The 19,710-nt window shown below is 57.5% G+C and carries 17 protein-coding genes and 1 pseudogene; 9 read left to right on the plus strand and 9 right to left on the minus strand.

All coding sequences use genetic code 11. The features are described 5' to 3' along the window. Positions 1 to 174 (minus strand): annotated as a pseudogene (locus ACERJA_RS19775) (MaoC family dehydratase); the annotation flags it as partial. A gap of 213 nt (positions 175 to 387) precedes the next feature. On the opposite strand from ACERJA_RS19775, the gene ACERJA_RS19780 reads away from it, so the two are divergent. Next, positions 388 to 1,014 (plus strand): SHOCT domain-containing protein, encoded by a 627-nt coding sequence (locus ACERJA_RS19780; protein WP_373609919.1) that lies wholly within the window; start codon positions 388 to 390, stop codon positions 1,012 to 1,014. An 18-nt stretch (positions 1,015 to 1,032) separates the two neighbouring features. Here ACERJA_RS19780 and ACERJA_RS19785 read toward each other — a convergent pair whose 3' ends face one another. Continuing rightward, on the minus strand, positions 1,033 to 1,794 hold the full coding sequence (locus tag ACERJA_RS19785; RefSeq protein WP_049890015.1) for a polysaccharide deacetylase: 762 nt from the start codon (positions 1,792 to 1,794) through the stop codon (positions 1,033 to 1,035). Between the two features lie 183 nt (positions 1,795 to 1,977). After that, entirely contained in the window at positions 1,978 to 2,793 is an 816-nt protein-coding gene (locus ACERJA_RS19790) for an ABC transporter permease (protein WP_373609935.1), read from the minus strand. A 169-nt stretch (positions 2,794 to 2,962) separates the two neighbouring features. On the opposite strand from ACERJA_RS19790, the gene ACERJA_RS19795 reads away from it, so the two are divergent. After that, complete coding sequence (locus ACERJA_RS19795; protein ID WP_373609920.1) at positions 2,963 to 4,732, plus strand: TCP-1/cpn60 chaperonin family protein; 1,770 nt, start codon at positions 2,963 to 2,965, stop codon at positions 4,730 to 4,732. Positions 4,733 to 4,856: 124 nt separating this feature from the next. On the opposite strand, the gene ACERJA_RS19800 is transcribed toward ACERJA_RS19795, so the two are convergent. Next, entirely contained in the window at positions 4,857 to 5,765 is a 909-nt protein-coding gene (locus ACERJA_RS19800) for an ABC transporter permease (RefSeq protein ID WP_373609922.1), read from the minus strand. Positions 5,766 to 5,813: 48 nt separating this feature from the next. Continuing rightward, positions 5,814 to 7,142, minus strand: a complete 1,329-nt coding sequence (locus ACERJA_RS19805) for a spermidine/putrescine ABC transporter substrate-binding protein (RefSeq protein WP_373609923.1) — start codon at positions 7,140 to 7,142, stop codon at positions 5,814 to 5,816. A gap of 154 nt (positions 7,143 to 7,296) precedes the next feature. On the opposite strand from ACERJA_RS19805, the gene ACERJA_RS19810 reads away from it, so the two are divergent. From ACERJA_RS19810 to ACERJA_RS19820, 3 genes are read left to right on the plus strand one after another with little or no spacing between them, the layout of a single operon-like run. Beyond that, positions 7,297 to 8,280, plus strand: a complete 984-nt coding sequence (locus tag ACERJA_RS19810; protein WP_373609924.1) for an asparaginase — start codon at positions 7,297 to 7,299, stop codon at positions 8,278 to 8,280. A gap of 33 nt (positions 8,281 to 8,313) precedes the next feature. After that, entirely contained in the window at positions 8,314 to 9,087 is a 774-nt protein-coding gene (locus ACERJA_RS19815; protein ID WP_373609925.1) for an SDR family NAD(P)-dependent oxidoreductase, read from the plus strand. Further along, complete coding sequence (locus ACERJA_RS19820; protein WP_373609926.1) at positions 9,084 to 9,530, plus strand: DUF3830 family protein; 447 nt, start codon at positions 9,084 to 9,086, stop codon at positions 9,528 to 9,530. Before ACERJA_RS19815 ends, ACERJA_RS19820 begins: the two co-directional genes overlap by 4 nt. A 35-nt stretch (positions 9,531 to 9,565) precedes the next feature. Here ACERJA_RS19820 and ACERJA_RS19825 read toward each other — a convergent pair whose 3' ends face one another. From ACERJA_RS19825 to ACERJA_RS19835, 3 genes are all read right to left on the minus strand, one after another. Beyond that, entirely contained in the window at positions 9,566 to 10,768 is a 1,203-nt protein-coding gene (locus ACERJA_RS19825; RefSeq protein ID WP_373609927.1) for an ABC transporter ATP-binding protein, read from the minus strand. Between the two features lie 2 nt (positions 10,769 to 10,770). Further along, a complete protein-coding gene (locus tag ACERJA_RS19830; RefSeq protein WP_373609928.1) occupies positions 10,771 to 11,898 on the minus strand; it encodes an ABC transporter ATP-binding protein in 1,128 nt (375 codons plus the stop codon). A gap of 587 nt (positions 11,899 to 12,485) precedes the next feature. After that, on the minus strand, positions 12,486 to 13,736 hold the full coding sequence (locus tag ACERJA_RS19835) for a tyrosine-type recombinase/integrase (RefSeq protein ID WP_373609929.1): 1,251 nt from the start codon (positions 13,734 to 13,736) through the stop codon (positions 12,486 to 12,488). Between the two features lie 272 nt (positions 13,737 to 14,008). On the opposite strand from ACERJA_RS19835, the gene ACERJA_RS19840 reads away from it, so the two are divergent. The 3 genes from ACERJA_RS19840 to ACERJA_RS19850 all read left to right on the plus strand — a co-directional run bounded on the left by ACERJA_RS19840 (position 14,009) and on the right by ACERJA_RS19850 (position 18,263). Next, positions 14,009 to 14,365, plus strand: a complete 357-nt coding sequence (locus ACERJA_RS19840; protein WP_373609930.1) for an SHOCT domain-containing protein — start codon at positions 14,009 to 14,011, stop codon at positions 14,363 to 14,365. Between the two features lie 807 nt (positions 14,366 to 15,172). Beyond that, positions 15,173 to 17,461 carry a heavy metal translocating P-type ATPase gene (locus ACERJA_RS19845; protein WP_373609931.1) on the plus strand — a complete coding sequence of 763 codons (2,289 nt, stop codon included), beginning with the start codon at positions 15,173 to 15,175 and terminating at the stop codon, positions 17,459 to 17,461. A gap of 241 nt (positions 17,462 to 17,702) precedes the next feature. Further along, on the plus strand, positions 17,703 to 18,263 hold the full coding sequence (locus tag ACERJA_RS19850) for a TATA-box-binding protein (protein ID WP_373609932.1): 561 nt from the start codon (positions 17,703 to 17,705) through the stop codon (positions 18,261 to 18,263). Between the two features lie 229 nt (positions 18,264 to 18,492). On the opposite strand, the gene ACERJA_RS19855 is transcribed toward ACERJA_RS19850, so the two are convergent. Continuing rightward, positions 18,493 to 18,771 (minus strand): HalOD1 output domain-containing protein, encoded by a 279-nt coding sequence (locus ACERJA_RS19855; RefSeq protein ID WP_373609933.1) that lies wholly within the window; start codon positions 18,769 to 18,771, stop codon positions 18,493 to 18,495. A gap of 205 nt (positions 18,772 to 18,976) precedes the next feature. On the opposite strand from ACERJA_RS19855, the gene ACERJA_RS19860 reads away from it, so the two are divergent. Further along, positions 18,977 to 19,459, plus strand: coding sequence for an Lrp/AsnC family transcriptional regulator (locus ACERJA_RS19860; RefSeq protein ID WP_373609934.1), 483 nt, complete (start codon positions 18,977 to 18,979; stop codon positions 19,457 to 19,459). The last annotated feature ends 251 nt before the right edge of the window (positions 19,460 to 19,710 follow it).

Consider the following 19,710-nt stretch of genomic DNA (forward strand, 5'->3'; position numbering starts at 1 on the left):
TCCGAACGGGTGTTTGTAGATATCGCCGACGCTGAAATCTTCGTAGTAGCGGCCGTGCCAGCCCTCGACGATACGGTTCTCTCCGTCTGTGTGTTCATCTGTTGTCATGGATTTCTCTGACGTGGCTATCGGCCAGCCGCTGGCAGTTCGGTCACGGACGGCGATCAACACCATGCGTGCCGTGTTGCCTCCGCTGTACCGTCGCTGTGCTGTCGCTGGCTGTCGATAGTCTCGTCGGTCGCATCACTCCGCGCTGTGGGTGTGATACTCGTTCTCGTTGAATCGCTATAGCTGTTATCGCTACGAACTGTAACGTGGCGTTCTCTCGAGTGTCACGAGCCGCAATGGCGCTCGAGAATTTATATGCGTGCCCGGCTTCTGACCAGTATGGCATCAGACAATGAGACTGGCCGACAGGATACCTCGGTATCCAGCAGCAACGCTTTTTCTGAGCCGGCCGCTGAGACACTCGAGCGACTCGAATTTGACGAGCGTGACCGCCGTTTGCTCCTCAAGCAACTGGACAGCGACGAGCATGTCCAGTACGTCCTTCGTGGGCGGCTCATGGACTTCGAATCCAACGACGACGACCGTAAGCAGCGTGAGGAGAGTCGCACCCGGAAAGTGGCGAGTCACGGCCGAGACCTGCTGACGGTCGTGACGGGCCAGCGACTGCTGGTCGTGGTTCAGCGGAACTCGCCTGCCGATCACGAGTATCACTCAATTCCCAGTACCGACGTAGAGCGTGTGACGCTCGAAACAGCGAACGGCAACCAGCGGCTGGTCGTTCAGGGAGCCAGCCGGTACTACATCGATGTCAGTCGAAGCCCAACCGACGTTGCCAGCGCTGCTTGCACACAGTTTCGCCAACAGATCGGTGCCCAGCCTGCTGGCGACCAGCCCGTTGACGACCCACTCGAGACACTCGAGCGGCTTGGGACCTTAGTCGAGCAGGGACATCTCACGGAACAGGAGTTCGAAGCCAAAAAACGGGAGTTGCTGGATCGAATCTGATCGCGGTCCGTTGATCGATCAGTTGTTTTCGCGGAACTCGGAGGCGACGGCGTCCATCTCTTCGAACTCGACATCGTCGTGATCCATCATGTGCTCGATCAGCTCTTCGAGTCGCGAGATGCGGTGGGCCTGCCCGATGACCTGTGGGTGCAGGGTCAGGATGAACACGCCGTCGTCGACGTTTTCGTGCATCCAGTCGAACTGGTCGTAGTAGCGCTGGAACAGCGAATCCTCGCTCACGTAGCCCATACGGTGTGGGCGTGCCCAGGTAAACGTCAGTGCAGGCCAGTCGTCACGCTGCCAGGAAACGGGGAGTTCGACGATATCCGTGGGTTCACCGCGGTCGTACGGGCCGTCCTCGGGAGCGCTCCAGTCGCCGTAGAGCCAGTGGGGTTCGAAGTCCGAAGCCATCTTGCTCGAGTCCCACTCGATGCCGACTTCGTCGAGAATGTCGAGTGTGTTCGCTGAGTAGTCCCACGCAGGCGAGCGGTAGCCGGTGGGTTTGCGACCGGTGAGATCGACGATCGAGTCGATCGCTCGTTCGACGTCTGCCATCTCGTCCTCTTTGGTGTCGTACGTTGCGGGACCGGTGTGACTCCAGCCATGATGCTGGATGTCGTAGCCGCGGTCCCAGACTTCGGCGCTGATCTCTGGGAAGCTGTCGATCGTGTGGCCAGGGATGAACCAGGTTGCAGGGATGTCGTGTTTGTCGTGGAGGTCGAGCAGGCGCGGGGCACCGACGTTCGCCCCATACACACCTCGAGAATGCCGTGTTGGCATATCCCAGGAGTCGTATGACCACAGCCACGTCGATACCGCGTCAAAGTCGTACGTAAGGCATACTTTGGACGTCATTGCGAATTCGAGTTCGAGGGGTATCTAAAAAGCCTTTTCTTGTGTTTGTCTGATAGTATCACTCACACCAGAAACCACGGAAACGCTTTCTCGAGTTACAAGCCTTCGTCAGGTTTGTCTAGCACCGTAGACGACGAGGCCGCCAGCAATGAGGAGGAGAATCGTCGAAAACACCGTCGTCACGCTCCCGAGGGCGAACAGTTCCGGAGTTGCACGCTCTGCGGAGGCGATACTGAACACTTCCATTGGCATGGTTCGGTCCCGACCAACGAGGAGCAGCCCACGTTCGGCTTCGTTGTACGAGAGCGTAAACGCGAAGACGGCTGCACCGAGAACGGTTGGCGCGATCTGTGGCAGGATAATCTCTCGGAACGTGGTGACTCGACTTGCCCCCATCACTCGCGCCGCTTCTTCGTTCTGTGCCAGATTCGGCGGGAAGCCGGCGAGCAAGACGATGACGGCAAACGGGAGCGTCCAGACGACGTGAGCTGGGAGGGCGAGCCACATCGATCGGGAGAGTCCGAGCACCTCGTTGAGAAACAGCGTCGAACCGACGCTGAACGCGATCCCCGGCGTGATGATCCCGAGTACGATCAGGTACAGGAACAGCTTCCGACCACGGAAATCGTAGCGATATGCAAGCGCCGCGGCAGTGCCCAGTACCGTCGTGATCACCGTCACGACGAGCGCAAGTTGGATCGATCGCCAGACTGAGATGAGAATGCCCCGATTGCCTGCTAACTCACTGTACCACGCCAACGTGAACCCTTGATACGGCGGCGAGATGCCGCCTGCGTTAAATGAAAAGACGATCAGCGCGATCATCGGGGCGTAGATGTACAGCGAAATCAGGATGAAATACGCCGCCAGCAGGCGTTTCATATCGAACCACTGGACGAGCCGTGTTAACACAGATTGATCCATCTGTGCGTCGACCGAAGAGTGCTTTGTTGCCATCTACCCTGAGTACTGGTGGCATATCATATAAAGATACTGCGCATGGCTCGTGTCAACATGATTGGATTCGCCACGAAAACGCGGCTATCCGTGGACAGGTTTTTATTCGCTGCCCGTCGGAATGACAGTGTTACACATGGAAGACGGAACCGAAACTGGTGGGGAGTTACAGTTTCCACACGCAAATATCGTCGCTGCTCGAGCAGTAACTGGTGTCCTCGAGAGTTCGGTCGGCCCACTGTCTCACGACACGCTGATCGCGGGTCGACCCTCCGGGGACAGAGAACCGGGAGAGCCCCCAACACGGGTGGATACGATCAGCAGCGATGGCGCGACCATCCTCGAGGAACTCCCAATCGAACATCCGATGGGGCCGATTATCCGTCGGCTTATCGCTCCGGAACGCCCGGGAACGACGGATGTCGTTGGGGAAATCGTCCCGGACGGGATCACAACGACTGTCGTTTTGCTTGGTGCGCTGCTCGAGGAGGGTGAGCGACTGATCGAGATGGGGGTTCATCCGACGACGATCGAGCAGGGGTACAGCGTCGGCCTCGAGCACGTCGAGGAGACGATGCAGGCACTCTCGAAGCCGCTCGATTCGTTTGCGGAGCCGACTGCTGCTGCGGAGATGGTTGCTCGATCGGCCATGACTGGCAACGATATTGGGAACGCGCGGGTAGCGTGGGCATCGGGTGCCGTCGAAGCAGCCAGACAGATCGGGATGCCAGACGAGGAAACGCTTGCTGTCCGGCAGATTCGATCGGGATCGATCACAGATTCGCGGCTCGTTTCCGGAACGGTACTCGACCGAAACGATATCTGCCATGATCGGATGCCTCGCCGAGTCGAGGATGCGAACGTGCTCGTGCTCAGTGGATTTAAACGCGGGAAAGCAAACGACGGGAAGACTGGCGGGCTGCAAGATCCCGACTTCCAGCAAGACGGCGAGCGGATCATCGTTGATTCGCCCGATGAGATCGAGGCGTTCGACGACGTGTTCGTAAGACGCCGCGAGCAGGTTGTCGATGGTCTCGTTGAGGCCGGTGTCGATGTCGTTGTGACCAGAACCGGCATTACCGACGCCTATCAGGAACTGCTTGTCGAACATGGGATCATGGGGATCCGTGGTGTCAACCGTCTCAAGCTCGCACAGCTGGCGAGTGCAACTGGTGCAACACCCGTCGTCGACCCGACGGATGTGACACCGGCGGACCTCGGCTACGCAGGGCTTGTCGAACAGCAGGTCATCGACCAGCGCCAGGACCGCCGAAAACGCCGCCGAATGATGGTGTTCGACGAGTGTCCCGATCCGGACTCGATGACGTTTCTGCTTCAGGGAGTTCACGGCCAGCTTGGCGAACAGGCAGCAACGGAGATCAGAAAGGCCGTTGCTGCGGTTGCGACGGCAAACGGAGACACGAGGGGTCCCCCGGGAGTGCTCCCCGGTGGTGGGGCGACCGAACTCGAGCTCGCGAACTCGCTGCGTGACGCCGCGCTCGATGCAGACGGACGCGAACAACTCGCTCTCGAGGCGTTTGCCGATGCGACGGAGCGATTCGTCTCGACGCTCGCACGGAACGCGGGAATGGATCCGCTGACGACACTGACGAACCTGCGAGAGGCGACAACGAACGCGACGAACGGCACCACTCCGGGGCTTGTCCTACCCGACAAGCGAGTCGATGACGTCCTCGAGGCGGGCTTGCTCGATCCGACAGGAGTCCGTCTGCGATGTTATCGACATGCTGTCGACGTCGCGTTGCTCGTGCTTCGCGTCGACGATGCGATCGATGCGACGTTTACAGACGAGCCGACGGATCCGGGAGATGCGATCTACGACGAACATGCGGAGAACCACCAGGAGTATCTCGACGAGCGAAACGATACGATCTGGCATCAGTGACACCGTTCTCGTTTTAGTCGTGGCAACTCCTTCTGTGATTTTGCTCAGCAAGACTGGCGGCTCCAGCGCTACACACCGTGTGTGATTGTATCGGGTTGAAAAACAGTGTGTCGCGCGTTCGAACTCAGTCCTGGCTGGCGATCTCGGTGATGTCGACGACTCTGAACAGCAGGAAGACGAACGCGAAGATTACGACGAGCAGCGTGATCGACAGCGCTGCAGCCGAGGGGTAGTTGAGACCCTGGCTGTAGCGGCTGAAGATCAACGTTGGCACCGTGTTGGCACCGCCACTGAGGAACGACGGCACGGTGAAGTTCCCGATCGTCAGCACGAACGTGAACATACAGCCGATCGCGACACCGGGCAGGCTCAGCGGCCACGTGACGTTCTTAAACGTCTCGACTGGGTTCCCACGCAGCGTTTCAGAGGCGTTGAGCAGTCCTTCGTCGATCTGTGACAGCGAGATGTAAATCGGCGCTGCCATGAACACGACGTAGTTTTGCAGATAGCCAACCGCTTGTGAGAACGACGAGAACAGCAGCCAGCCGATCGGCCCACTGGTGAGTCCGAGGTTCATCAACAGCCCATTGATGACGCCATTTCGTCCCAGAATCGGGAACCAACCGAACGTTCGGATCAGCTCCGACGTCCAGAACGGGATCACGAGGAACAACAGCAAGACGAGTCCGACCATTGGTGTGGTGTGGAATCGGAGATAGTACGCGAGCGGGTAGCCGAACGCGAGCGTGATGATCGTCACGATGATTCCGACACCGATCGTTCGGACGAACGCGCCCCGAACCGCACCGGAGCCGAACACCCCATCGATCCACGCCGAGAGCGTAAACTCGTTTACCACATTGAACGACTGGTACGTGAGGAAGCTGTAGTAGAAAATGACGAGCAACGGAAGCAACAAGAACACGGTAAACCACAGCACCGTCGGCGCTATCAGTCCCGTTACTTCGTTGAACAAGTCATCCCTGTCGGTGGCAAGCAGGCCCGATATACCGGTTTTGGGTTCGGAACTCATTGGCTATGTATCACCGATTGCAGGTAGGTAGTCGAAAGCATACTCGAGTTAGGCGGAGAGGAAGTCTTCCCACCGTGAGATCATGTAGTCGGCTTCCTCGGGCCAGATCTGGAAGAAGCCAATACGGTCGATCCGTTCTTCGATCGGCCCACTGTCACGGATGCCGCCGTTCGAGTCGGGGGAGCCTTCCTCCATCGACCAGTCGTAATCGAGCGGATCGAACAGTGCTGGTTCGTCGATCTCTTCGTACGTGGCCTCGCCGCGGTACGCCCAGTCGTAGTACTCTGGCCCCATCCCTTCGCCGGAGTCGTCCGAGCCGTCGCGGACGAGTTCTTCATTTTCGTAGTGGGGCACGGAGTAGCCACGACCCTGGACGAAGCCGGGGAACCACGCGCCGAGATGGACCTGGTCGTACAGGAAGGTGACCTGATCGACGTTCTGGCGCTCGCGTGCGCCCTCGAGGGTTGCCATGCCGCCGTACCAGTAGCGGTAGCCCTGAATGCCTTCGCTCATCGTAGCGTAGGTACATGGCGTCCCTTCACGACGGACGTCCATCGCTGCTGGCTGCCAAATGTCGCCGATGACCGCTTCCTCGCCGGCCATCAGCGTCACGGACTCGCCGTAGGCTTCCCACGTCGAACGGAACTGCCCGGCTTCTTTCTCCTCGATGAGGAAATCGATCGCCGTATCGAGTTGATCCTGCGTCGGGTTGTTCAACTGGCCGATTTCGCCGTCGATCATGTCGTTGTCGAGTAAGTGCATGATCGCCTGCGGGATCGTGATCGCCGCAGTCTCGCCGACGATGACCTCTCCTTCGTACTGTTCATCGAACTGTGCACTCCACAAGGAGACGTCGTCGACGAACGATGGGTTGTATCCCATCGCGTCGAAGTTGTAGGCGTACGGCGAGAACAGAATCTCGTCGCGTGTCTCACCATCGACCCACAGCTCCTGGTTGACTGTCTCGACTTGCTCTCCGAGATGGCTCAGCCGCTCGGCTGGGTCGGTGAACAGATCGGAAATCTGCTCTTCGTCCCAGTTTTCCAAGTCGTCGACTGGCATCGGAATCGTTACCGGATTATCTCGAGTGAGTGCCCCAGATCCGGTCGTATCCGATGTGAACACGTCCGTATTTTCGGAGCCGCCGCCGAGGAGTTGTGCCTGTGTGTCTCCGATCGTTGCGATCGTTGTGTTCACCTCGACACCCGACATCTCTTCCATTTTTTCGGCTTGTTCGTCACTGACCGCCCAGTCTGGGCCGATCCACTCGAGTGGTCGTGCTGGACCATCGTCGCCACCAATGCACCCAGCAAGTGCGGCACCCGCTGCTGCGCCACCGTACGCCACAAAGTTTCGTCTACTGATACCGTCTGGCATTACAAGCAGTCACATACTCTGCGCCGTATTAAACGTTCCTCTTATGTAGACGTAAATCTGGGATTTTCCATATCTCAGCGCGTATGTGTTGAATATTCCTAACTATCGACCGTGTGTACAAAAGAAATATCCAGTCGGAGAACGATTATAACATATGCTACCAACTATCGCGGTCCTCAGCACGGGCGGGACAATTGCGAGTACGGGTTCCGAAGCTGGTGCAACACCAAGCAAACGAGGTGCAGAACTGGTCGAGGCCGTCCCGGAACTCGAGACACACGCCGAGCTTACCGTCGAAGAGATCGCACAGGTCCCGAGCTACGACATGACGTTCGAAACGATGGCGGAACTCGCCGCAGCCGTTCAACGTGCCGCAGCGGCTGGCGCGGATGGCGTCGTCGTCACTCACGGCACCGATACGATCGAGGAATCTGCGTATTTTCTCGATCTCACGCTCGACTGTGCGATTCCGGTCGTTTTCACCGGTGCACAGCGCCGTCCCGACGAAACCAGTCCGGACGGCCCTGCAAATCTGCTCGCGGCAGTCAGAGCCGCGAGCCACGAACAGTTTGACGACGGCGTGTACGTAGCCGCAAACGGCGAAGTCCACGCTGCACGCGATGTAACGAAGACACATACCAGCGCACTCGAGACCTTTGGCTCACCGAGTACGGGACCGGTCGCCTCGCTGACCAGATCCGCCGTCCGAATTATCCGCGAGCCCCGAAGCTACTCGGCGACGTTCGACGTGGCAACCGTGACAAGTGATGTCGCAATCGTCACCAGCTGCGCCGACATGGGCCGTCGACAGCTCGATCACGCGCTCGAGGACGATGTCGACGGGATCGTCGTCAACGGAACTGGACTCGGCAATACGACCAGCGAACTCGGCGATGGGATCGCCGACGCAGTCGCCGCGGACACACCGGTTGTCGTCGTTTCACGGTGTCAGGCCGGCACAACGGCACCAGTGTACGGCGGTGGTGGTGGCGGGACCACCTTGCAGTCACACGGGGCGGTCCACGGCGACGATCTGCCGGCTCACAAGGCCCGAATTAAACTCGCAGTCATCTGTTCCCTTACCGACGACTTCGCGGACCGACAGCGACTATTCGTCGGTGAGGGCCCCGAGCGATAGCTATTTGGCCTCTGCCATGGTTGCTGATACCGAATGACAGAAGGACGCTTAGCGGGACGTGTCGCACTCGTCACGGGGGCGAGTTCAGGTATTGGAAACGCGATTGCAGCGAAATTTGGGGCCGAGGGGGCACAGGTCGTCGTCGCTGACGTCAGGCGTGAGCCGAAACTCGAGGACGAACAGTCCGTCTTCGACCAACTCGAGGAAGTCGGCGCCGACTACGAGTTCGTCGAGATGGACGTCACGGACGAAGCCGACATCATCGACGCCCTCGAGACAGCGGAGACCGAGTTCGGTGGGCTAGATATCCTCGTCAACAACGCGGGAGTCTATTTTCAGAATCAAGCCCACGAGACACCCATCGACGAGTATGATGCGGTCATGGACGTCAATCTTCGAGGGCTGTTTCTCACGAGCAAGCACGCCCTTCCAGCGCTCAAAGAAAGCAACCACGGAACGATCATCAACCTCTCATCGATCTATGGGCTGGTTGGCGGAGAGAACAGTGCAGCCTACTGTGCGTCGAAAGGAGGAGTCTCTAATCTGACCCGGCAGCTGGCGCTCGACTATGCGGCTGACGAAATAAACGTCAACGCGCTCGCACCGGGGATCATCGAGACGGCACAGAACGCCGAGTGGCGTGAAACCGATCCGGAACTGCTCGCCGACTGGCAGGAGTCGACGCCGTGGCCTCGGTTCGGACTGCCCGAAGACGTTGCAGACGCCGCCCTGTTTCTGGCAAGTGACGAAAGCGAGTTCATTACTGGCCATGTACTGCGTGTCGATGGTGGCTGGACAGCGTGGTGACTGCCGTGAGTGAACTTCATCTCACCGTCGGCGAGGACACGTACGTCGCACCGCTGCTCGAGTCGGAGGCTCCCGAGTCGATTCGCGCGTTAAAAGTGGTCCTCCCGTTGACCTCCGAACTGATGCATGTCCGGTGGAGTGGCCACGCCACGTGGATCAACATCGACGAGGTCAAACTTCCAGATCTTCCCCGTGAAAACCACACCGTCTACCCATCTCGTGGCGATGTGCTACTGTATCCGGGATACAAGAACGAACAGGAACTCCTGATCGCGTGTGGGCCGACGTGTTTCAAAAGCCCAGCCGGCGAACTCGCTGGGAACCATATCGGCACCCTTGAGGCAACGCGTGAGGAACTAACCGCACTGGAAGAACGAACACTCAGAGACGGTGTCCAGCCCGTTACAGTACGGATCGAAGGGTCGGACACACACAGAGTGTGACAGTCGAAGGTGGCCGCGACTCGGCTGCCTGCCGCCTACTCGCCGAGGATATCTTTCTCGAGGTCGATCCCGTCGACAACGCTGGTCTGCTCGAGTAACGTCGCGTGATCTGCACTCCACCCGATGGAGACGGTCTCCGATGGCTCGATTCGGTCGAACGACTTCAGTTGGAGTTCGTGTGCAGTTCCGTCGGCCGTCGTCGCCTCGAGAATTACCTGCGTCCCCGATCCAGGCTGGTGGATCACGTCGTCAACCCGGCAGTCGACGCTGTTGTCGAGTTCGTCATCAACCTCGAGATACTGTGGCCGGACCGAGAAGGGGATCTGTTCACCGACGAGCGCTGTCGGTTCGGATCGCAGGTTCGCCGTCGTCGCAAGAAACGTCCCAAGTGGCGTGTCGATGTGCGCGTAGCGACCATCGTCGGTGACGTCGGTTAGTTCACCAGTGAACGTGTTCGAGTCGCCGACGAACGCCGAAACGAACGCCGTCGCCGGCTCGTTGTAGACGCGCTCAACGGAGTCGGATTGTTCGACTTTCCCATCATTCATGACGACGATCTGGTCGGCGAGTCGCATCGCCTGTGTCTGATCGTGGGTCACGTAGACGAACGTCGTATCGAGCTCGCGGTGGAGCCGAAGCAGTTCTCGCTCCATGTGTTTCTGGAGCTTGTAATCCATGTCCCCCAGTGGCTCGTCGAGCAGGAGCAGCTTCGGCTCGAGGACCATACTCCGAGCGAGTGCGACGCGCTGTTTTTGCCCAGCGGAGAGCTCCTCTGGTTGACGGTCGACAAGCGGCTCGAGACGCATCATCTCGACAATGTCGTTGACACGTTTCTCTTGCTCGTCCTCATCGAACTGGAGGCGTTGCAGTCCGTACTCGATGTTTTCTCCGACGGTCAGATGTGGAAACAGCTGAAAGTCCTGAAACACGAGCCCGATATCGCGTTCATACGTGGGTGCGTCGGTGATCTCTTCGCCACCGAGTCGTATCTCACCCTCGGTCACCGGAATTTTGCCGACAAGCGAGTGCAGCGTCGTCGACTTCCCACAGCCGCTGGGACCGATTAACACGCAGAAGTCCCCATCGTTGATACTGAAATCGATGTCATCGACGGCAAGTGTCCCGTCGGGGTAGATTTTCGTCAGCCCACGGACGTCGAGTGCGACTTCCTGCGCGCTGTCTTCCAATGACGGTTCGACTGTCGAGGCATCCGCCTCGGAGGATTCTGTGTCAGACATTGTCATTCGTCAATGAGGTCGGCGGTGGTAACAGTATCGGTTACGCTGAGCGTGTCGAAGTAGAGGGCATCGTCGACATCCCACCCCAACTCGATCGATTCACCAACAGCCCCGATATCAGGGTTGTTCGGGGCGACAACGTAGAAATCCCGGTCGAGTCCGTCGAGTGATAGCGCAAACTCGGTCGTTTCACCAGTGTACGTCTGTCCTTCGAGGACACCAGTAACCGTCACATCGCAGTCGTCTGTGGCAAGTGAGACGGCTTCGGGACGAACGATGACCATGCCCTCCTCTTTTTCGGCCCCGTTCTGTGCGGTTGCCATGATCGGCCCGATCTCAGTCGAGACTTCAACGATACCGTCGTCGACTGCAGTCGGTTTCCCGTCTGTAACCAGTGCGTTCGAGTCACCGACGAACCGGCAGACGAACGCTGTCTGTGGATTGTGATACACCGTCTCGGGTGTCCCAACCTGTTCGATCATCCCTTCGTTCATCACGACTAGTTTGTCAGCGAGTTTGAGCGCTTGGTCCTGGTTGTGCGTAATGTAGAGGAACGTGCTCTCGAACGTCGAATGGAGGCTCCGCATTTCGAGTTCCATTCGTTTTTGTAGTTTGTAGTCGAGGTCGGCCAGCGGATCATCGAACAGCATGACCTCACATTCACGGCTTAGCTGACGCGCTAGCTCAACGCGCTGTTGTTGCCCACCCGAGAGCGAACCCGGAAGGTCATCTCGCGTCTCCTCGATCGCTAACAACGCCAGCATCTCGTCGATCGTCGTCTCGATCTCCGACTCCGAGCGCTCTTTCTCCCCTTGCTCGAGTCCAAACGCGATGTTCTCGGCGACCGTCTTGTGTGGAAACAACGTCTCTTCGAACTCCTGAAACACGTAGCCGAGGTTCCGATCCTGAACCGACATGCTCGCTGTGTCGCGGCCACTGAGTGTGATCGTGCCTGCATCCGACTCGATCAACCCCGCAATACATTTGAGAAGTGTACTCTTCCCGCAGCCACTCGGCCCGAGAACGACACAGAACTCGCCATCTTCAACCTCTAGCTCGATATCTCGGAGGACCGTCTCGGTGTGAAATGACTTTGTCACTGACTCGATCGAAATTGCGCTAGCCGTCATCAATGCACACTGTGTGTAGCGAGCATTTAGCTTTATCTGCTCTGCAGTCAGTACGCCCCATCGAACACGACGGCTCTCTGACCAGAGATTGAACTGGCTGCATTCCACACGGTACAGCAATCCCTGATCGAAATGCAATTAGTATAGAAAAAATACATACGCTATATGGCTATTCAAATATATTGCAATAGCAAGGCAAGCAGTCCAACTGGATTCACAGTCTGAGTTGATCTCGAAAGTGGATACAATATCAGAACCAATCTTGTTTCAGGTGTTTTGTCGACATTTCCCGGTATAAAGCATTATATATCTGTAAATAGAGAACGCTGTTCAGCGTATGCGGAATTGGTAGCTTCGTTTTGTGCCTGTTTCTATTGTGGCTTTGTTACAATACTGGTGGCTAAAATCACTATGTAAATATTATAAATAGTTGTCCAGAGCACACACAACTCGCAAACGGATACACCTTCCAACACCGTTTTCGAATGTGTTGTCTCGTCGACAGTCGACCTGAAGGTGCCAGCCAATCGTCCATTCTAACGTCAGTTGACAGCTGGCATAGTCGCCATGCCGTGACAGCTCTGTGCTCACGACGGCTGTGGTCGCTGCTCGAACGCATCTGCGAGCCGTTCTCGCATGAATTCGCGCCGATACTCCCGTCGTTCAGCTTCTGAGAGATAGCTCTTCAGCACCACAGACGAGTCAGCACTTCCTTGCTCTGTGGCGATCACGTCCAGATTCTCGAGCAACGCGTTCATCGCCTGGTTGTACGTCGTATACCAGAACCGACGCCCCATCTTCGACGTCGGTTGCTCACCACGGACACGAACAGCTGCCCGATCAGCGAGTCGCTTGAACCGTGCCTGTACCGTTTCGCCCGTAATATGGCCGCTCGAGGACGCTTTCGAAGGGAACAGATACCCGTTCCACTCTCGAGTCCCACTGCTGAGCGCATCAATTCGGTCGGACAGTTCGGGCACACCGTAGATCAGCGCAACGGTTCCGGGGCCGTTCTTTCGACCGTCGTCGAACGCAATATGTGGTTGTTCACCCTCGAGGACGAGCTGAGAGACGTGCAACGCGGCTACTTCGCTCCGGCGGAGTCCCCATGCACACAGCGCAAGCACGAGCAGTTGTTCACTGGCCGTCTCCGCGGCGCCGTACAGCCGCCGAACCTGCTGACTCGAAAGCGGCTGATTGTCTTTTTTCGTTCGCGTCCAGCCGTATTCGGCCGCAATCGATGCAGTCGGGTTGAAACTGGCTTTTGCTCGCCGTTGGAGATGTTCGTAGAACTGCTGAATGTCGCTTAGATACCGAAGTTTGGACTCATCGCTTCCCAACTCCTGATTGAGTTCATCGAAGACAGCAAGCACTCGCTGAATCTCATCAGCTTCGTCGTCAGGAGCAGCGACTCGAGTCACGAGTGTTGCCTGTCCGTGGAGATCCCGGTACACTCGCGCGTAGGTCGCCAGCCGGGCCTGCTTGCTCTTGATCGTTGACGCGGCCAGATTGCGTCGTCGCTCGAGGCTTTCGAGATACAACTCGAGTTCATCGATCGTCGTCTCATCATCGATCATCCACGGATAGCCGTCGTCCGCACTGGGGTCATCAGCGTAGCCGACAGTCTCGAGGAATGCTCTGAGCGTCATCTCGTGATGTTCTCGGAGCGTGTACTGAATGCCGCCGTAGCCGGTGTCGAGTAGATCCTGATAGGTCGGACGCTCGTCGAGATCGTGGCCGGCGCGTTGCAGTGCCGGTTCGATCTGTGTATTCCAGAACGTCTGTAACTCCTCGAAAGATTTGTGCGACCAGCGGATCGTGTCCGATTCTTCGCTCATGGGCTCGAGACCCCGACTCCGCTGTACTGCTGTGATTCTAAGATCGCCATTTTCGTACAGCTACGTGTTCATGACAGTCATTAATAAATACTGTATACTTTGTTGTCGCAATTGGGACAACCAAGATACACAACTTAGTGACGAAGAACAGTCCGATTTCAATAAATCATATATTGCTATATTAAAGACGTTCGCGAACACGGGTTCGGGATGGGGGTTTCCACAAACTCTGCCCCCACAGTTTCAAGACCGGAGTCAGTGTGGTCGTAAACATGGCAACCGACGATTCACTGGTACGAACGCTTTTCATCGTGGTCGCTGCAATTTTTTTGTTGTCGTTTCTCCTGATGGCACTCATGATGCCGCTGATGGGTCTGTGGGGTGGGGGACATATGTGGAACGGCGGAATGTGGGATGGAACCGGAGCCACGTGGATGTGGCTTATCATGTCGATCATTCCGTTATTCGTGGTTCTTGGAATTGGATATTTACTCTACAGTCTCCTTCGTCAGTCTCAGTCACGACAGACAGATCCAGCAGTTGAAGAGCTACGAGCAGCTTACGCACGTGGCGATCTCTCCGATGAAGAATTTGAGCAACGCCGAGAGCGTCTGGAACGGGAGAGCTAATATTGTCACTCTGTCTCAGGACTTGGGTTTCGAAGGTGCGGTAACGCGTATTGGTAGCCCCCTCTGTAACTGGAGTGGCTTGGTAGTATTATACGCTGAACAGGCGCAATACCACGGGCTGAAGCCCGTGGATACGCGCCGTCACTTGTGAGTATTCCCATGCATTCCACTTTGTTGGAATTTCTATCGATATTTCAACTGACACCACGCCGTACTGTGAAACAGGATGAACTCGACACACACTCATCGCGGGCGTCGAGTGTCCTGCCGAGGCGGCCAGCCCGCCGTAACCAATGAGACAGTATCGGAAACCGCACGCGGTGAACGAGATACGCTGACAGCGTCTCTCCCAGTGCCGCGTCTTCGAGTGTTACACGCGGTCACCCAACAACGGTCACAAGTAACTCCGAGTCTCTCGACTTCACGTGGTAAGCCCCGAGGAAACGAGGGGAATCTAGTGGATGAGGATAGGAGTACCGGGGGTTTGGTGCTCCCAGTTGACCCCACCCGCAAGACCGCGGGCACCATTCAGATTCTAACTGGATTGGTGTCTGGTAGGGTTGCAAACCTGAAATTCCCAACGCAGCGGTGCAGTGCCGCGGGATTCCTGCGACTTTAGGCGCAGGAGGACGTCAACGTATACAGCACACGAAAACACGAACTGCGTTACGAGCGATTGCATCTATACTCGAGCTAGTCAAACCATTGCCTTTTGATTCGAAGATTTGCTCCGTCTTCGCTCGAGGTTTTTTAACGAGAAACCGCTTGAAGGACAAGCCCGTATTCTATATGGAGAGGGGATCCACAATGACAGCTACACAAGCAGAACTCGAGCACACCGACCTCTCCCTGTCGGGAATGTCGTGTGCGACGTGTGCCTCGACGATCGAGGAGCATCTCGAGGACGTCGACGGGGTCGAGGAGGCGTCGGTCAACTTCGCGACCGAGCGGGCCGACGTCCATCACGATCCGGATGTCGACGCCGAGACGCTGGTCGAAGCCATCGATTCCGCCGGCTACGGCGTCCGCGAGGAGTCACTCGAGGAAGGGATGGAAGGTGAGGAAGAGCTGCAGACACTCCGGCAGATGGCGATCCGGGCGTGGATCGTCACGTCACCGATCCTCCTCCTGATGGTCTTCATGTGGACCCCACTCGATCCGCTCACGGGGTTCCAGATCGACGTGCTGTTGCTCGTCTTTGCGACGCCCGTGGTGTTCTACTACGGCCGAACCACGATCGCGTCGGCGCTGCGTGCGTTAGGCAACGGCACGTTCAATATGGACTCGCTGATCGCGCTCGGAACGATCGTTGCGTGGGCGACTGGTGTCATGGTCTTCGTCACACCGATGGAGAACTACGCCGGCGTTGGCGCGATGATCATGGCCTCTCACCTCGTCGGCTCGTACCTCGAGGATCGGGCGAAAGGCCGTGCGAGTGCCGCCATCGAGGGACTGCTCTCGATGCAGGCCGAGACCGCTCGGGTACTCCGTGACGGCGAGGAGATCGAGGTCCCGATCGAGGAAGTCGAGGTCGGCGACGTGCTGGTCGTCCGGCCGGGCGAGAAGGTACCCGTCGACGGTGTCGTCGTCGACGGCCGGAGTAGCGTCGACGAATCGATGGTAACCGGCGAATCCGATCCGGTGACGAAAGCCGAAGGTGACGAGGTCATCGGCTCGACGGTTAATGGAGCTGGGATGCTCAAAGTCGAAGCGGAGAAGATCGGCGACGACACGTTCCTCTCGCAGGTCGTCGATCTCGTGGAGGAAGCACAGGGGACGAAAGTTCCGATACAGGCGCTCACCGACCGCGTCACGAACGTCTTCGTCCCGACCGTGCTGACGATCGCGGCGCTTTCGTTCCTGGCGTGGTATCTTTTCCCCGACGCGATGGCGGTCGTCGCCGGGGTCGGCGCGCCGTACCTGCCGTGGGTCGACCTGACACTGGAGCCACTGACGCTCGCTATCTTTGCCTCGGTGGCGGTGCTCGTCATCGCCTGTCCGTGTGCGCTCGGGCTGGCGACGCCGACCGCACTGATGGCTGGAACTGGCAAGGCCGCGGAGAACGGCGTCCTCTTCCGGGACGGCGAGGCGATTCAGACGATGAAGGATATCGACACCGTCGTGCTCGACAAGACAGGGACGATCACGGAAGGGGATCACTCCGTGACGGACGTGGTCGCCGGCGAGGCCGGCGTTCAGAGCGACGGCGGCGTCGTCGAACCAGAAGACGTCCTCGACGAACGCAAGGTCATCCGTCTCGCAGCGTCGGCTGAGCGCGGGAGCGAACACCCGATCGGTCAGGCGCTCATCGAGTGCGCCAAGGAGGAGGGTATCGAACTCGCCGAACTCGAGGACTTCGATAGTGTCCCCGGAAAAGGCGTCGAGGCAACCATCGACGGTAGCCGAGTGTACGTCGGGAACGTGACGTTCTTCGAGGAAGTCGGGATCGGGATCCCGCCGTTCTACGGGTCGAGACTCAACGAACTCGAGGCCGAGGGGAAAACAACGATACTCGTCGGCGTCGAGAACGAGGTCGTCGGCGTCGTGAGTACAGCGGACACGATCAAAGACAACTCCTACGTCCCCATCGAGACGCTTCACGACCGTGGGATCGAGACGTGGATGATCACCGGCGACAACGAACGGACCGCCCGCGCGATCGCCGAGGAGGTCGACATCGATCCCGACCGCGTCATGGCCGGCGTCCTGCCCCAAGACAAAATCGAGAAAGTCCGTGACCTCCAAGAGGAGGGCAAGAACGTGGCGATGGTCGGCGACGGCATCAACGACGCCCCCGCGTTGAAACAGGCCAATGTCGGCGTCGCGATCGGCACCGGCACCGACATCGCGATTCAAGCCAGCGACGTCAGCCTCGTTCGGGGCTCCCTCGAGGGACTTGTCGATGCCTTTACTCTCTCCGAGCGGATCTTCTCGAAGATCAAACAGAACCTCTTCTGGGCGTTCATCTACAATACGCTTGCACTCCCGATTGCTTTCTTTGGCCTGCTTCACCCAGTGATTGCGGTGATCGCGATGTTCACCTCGAGCCTGTCGGTCATCACGAACTCCGCTCGTCTCGGCAATCTCAAGCTGTAGCCGATCCCACCGCTCCTTTTGTTTTCTTTAGGCGAGAGACTCCGTCGTCGCCGGGCGTAGCCCGACTGTTTGAGATATTTCCGATCCCTTTCCGTTTACTCCGGAGAGGAAGTCACACCTTGCGACCACCACTTGATACTCTCGTCAGTGGCGATGCACCCTCCAGTGGAGCAGATCGGGACACAATCGCGATAATAGTACGGGGCTTTATAAAGCATACCTGCGTCTTTTTGAGCGACTGATGACGGACCCGAAGGAATCCATCAACATTGAAAACGTCGTGGCGTCGACCGGTATCGGACAGGAACTCGATCTGCAGAGTGTCGCAATGGACCTGGAAGGGGCCGATTACGACCCTGAGCAGTTTCCTGGTCTCGTCTACCGAACCCAGAATCCCAAATCCGCCGCTCTGATCTTCCGTTCGGGAAAGATCGTCTGCACCGGCGCGAAAAGCACCGATGATGTCCATGAGAGTCTGCAGATCGTCTTCGACGAGCTCCGTGATCTCCAGATTCAGGTCGAAGAGGATCCCGAGATTGTCGTCCAGAACATCGTCAGCAGTGCCGACCTCGGACGCAACCTCAACCTGAACGCAATCGCCATCGGACTCGGCCTCGAGAACATCGAGTACGAGCCAGAGCAGTTCCCCGGACTGGTGTACCGACTTGACGAGCCTGAGGTCGTTGCTCTACTCTTTGGCTCCGGGAAGTTGGTCGTCACTGGCGGAAAACAGGTCGAAGACGCCAGACAGGCCGTCGACGTAATCGTCAAGCGCCTCGAGGAACTCGGCCTGCTCGAGTAACGCAGTTTCGTCTGCGGAGAACCGCTTCGCTGGCTCTGTGAACGCTCGGGGGATCATCTCCGATGCGTTGCCGTTCCGACCTGTACATCTTTCGTAGAGCCAATATCCTGTCTTAGTGTGACCAAGGTCTGTAGGCTGCAGATGAATATAACGATAGCTGTAACTTCTACTGCACTCAACGACGGTGTCGAGAACCTGAATCCTGAGGAGATGACTCCTCGAGGCAGACTCACTGTTTGGGTGAGGGCTCAGGAGTGTCTGTTGATTTGTCTCCAGTCTGGACCGAGATGCTTATTTCGGAGCCAGTCCGGACCTGAACGACGTAGTCCAGATACGTGAATGCGATCTCTATCTGGCCGGTGTTCGAGTCCGCGTCTGGCTGAGCGAGCGCATCCAGCGCCTCGGGGTCGACGACGCTAAAGAGTGGTGGGGATAACTCGGTCGGCGAGACACCTTCCTTCTGGGCTATCGCCTCGACAACCCGATACGACGGGACGTGTGAAACCATTGTCCGTCTTAAGGCTGTAATGATATATAAATATTGGCTCAGATGTGGCGTATTCCGCAAGTACAGTCCCTGAATGTACAAAAACCGCAGTTCAACTCTCGAACGAGCAGCTTCGACCCGTTCCCTTCGCCGTATAGTACACGACCAGTGTGGATTTCCGCGACACGGACGAAGATTCTTACAAACAGCGGCTCTGTACGGACCTATGAGTCAAGTCGCACTCGACGAGGTCGACCGCGGAATTCTGTTCTTGTTACAGGAGGACGCCCGGAACACCACCATCGCTGAGATTGCAGAGAACGTCGACGTCTCCGCCAGCACTGTCCGCAACCGCATCGAGGATTTAGAGGAGACAGGTGTCATTGAGGGGTACTTCCCGAAAATCAACTACGAGCTGGCGAACTACCCGCTACACGTGCTGTTCGTCTGCAGCGCCCCCGCCGACGAGCGCGAGGTGCTGGCCGTCGACGCACTGGATCGTCACGGTGTGGTTGATGTCCGAGAGATGCTCACCAGCACGCGCAACATCCACATTGAGGTCATCGCCACGGATACCCGGGACCTGACCGAGATCACCAACGGACTCGCTTCGATGGGCTTCAGTATCGAGTCCTCCGAAATCATCACCAATCACCACACCTGCCCCTGGACCGAGTTCAGGTTCAACGAAGACGAGGAGGAGCTGTAACATCTGACTATCAAATTTCGTTATAGGAGTGCATAATATGCAATTCTTGGGCATCAAATATGGACATTACAGCCCGGTTTCTGCGTTTTTCGCAGTACTCTTGCCGATTTAGACCCCGATGAAGCGGAGGACTAGATGGGATGGTGTGACAGCCCCATCTGTTCTTTAGCAAGTATAAAAAGAATACCCGCGCCTGAAGACGTAGGTGGATGTCGACCAGATTTATCGTATGATTTGATTCACTGATTTTT

The organism is Natronorubrum sp. A-ect3, assembly GCF_041821125.1.
Lineage (GTDB): Archaea > Halobacteriota > Halobacteria > Halobacteriales > Natrialbaceae > Natronorubrum > Natronorubrum bangense.

Excerpts from the sequence above, each read along its gene's own strand:
- ACERJA_RS19780 (WP_373609919.1), top strand. The coding sequence starts at position 388 with ATGGCATCAGACAATGAGACTGGCCGACAGGATACCTCGGTATCCAGC.
- ACERJA_RS19785 (WP_049890015.1), bottom strand. The coding sequence starts at position 1,794 with ATGCCAACACGGCATTCTCGAGGTGTGTATGGGGCGAACGTCGGTGCC.
- ACERJA_RS19790 (WP_373609935.1), bottom strand. The coding sequence starts at position 2,793 with ATGGATCAATCTGTGTTAACACGGCTCGTCCAGTGGTTCGATATGAAA.
- ACERJA_RS19795 (WP_373609920.1), top strand. The coding sequence starts at position 2,963 with ATGGAAGACGGAACCGAAACTGGTGGGGAGTTACAGTTTCCACACGCA.
- ACERJA_RS19800 (WP_373609922.1), bottom strand. The coding sequence starts at position 5,765 with ATGAGTTCCGAACCCAAAACCGGTATATCGGGCCTGCTTGCCACCGAC.
- ACERJA_RS19805 (WP_373609923.1), bottom strand. The coding sequence starts at position 7,142 with ATGCCAGACGGTATCAGTAGACGAAACTTTGTGGCGTACGGTGGCGCA.
- ACERJA_RS19810 (WP_373609924.1), top strand. The coding sequence starts at position 7,297 with ATGCTACCAACTATCGCGGTCCTCAGCACGGGCGGGACAATTGCGAGT.
- ACERJA_RS19815 (WP_373609925.1), top strand. The coding sequence starts at position 8,314 with ATGACAGAAGGACGCTTAGCGGGACGTGTCGCACTCGTCACGGGGGCG.
- ACERJA_RS19825 (WP_373609927.1), bottom strand. The coding sequence starts at position 10,768 with ATGTCTGACACAGAATCCTCCGAGGCGGATGCCTCGACAGTCGAACCG.
- ACERJA_RS19830 (WP_373609928.1), bottom strand. The coding sequence starts at position 11,898 with ATGACGGCTAGCGCAATTTCGATCGAGTCAGTGACAAAGTCATTTCAC.
- ACERJA_RS19835 (WP_373609929.1), bottom strand. The coding sequence starts at position 13,736 with ATGAGCGAAGAATCGGACACGATCCGCTGGTCGCACAAATCTTTCGAG.
- ACERJA_RS19840 (WP_373609930.1), top strand. The coding sequence starts at position 14,009 with ATGGCAACCGACGATTCACTGGTACGAACGCTTTTCATCGTGGTCGCT.
- ACERJA_RS19845 (WP_373609931.1), top strand. The coding sequence starts at position 15,173 with ATGACAGCTACACAAGCAGAACTCGAGCACACCGACCTCTCCCTGTCG.
- ACERJA_RS19850 (WP_373609932.1), top strand. The coding sequence starts at position 17,703 with ATGACGGACCCGAAGGAATCCATCAACATTGAAAACGTCGTGGCGTCG.
- ACERJA_RS19855 (WP_373609933.1), bottom strand. The coding sequence starts at position 18,771 with ATGGTTTCACACGTCCCGTCGTATCGGGTTGTCGAGGCGATAGCCCAG.
- ACERJA_RS19860 (WP_373609934.1), top strand. The coding sequence starts at position 18,977 with ATGAGTCAAGTCGCACTCGACGAGGTCGACCGCGGAATTCTGTTCTTG.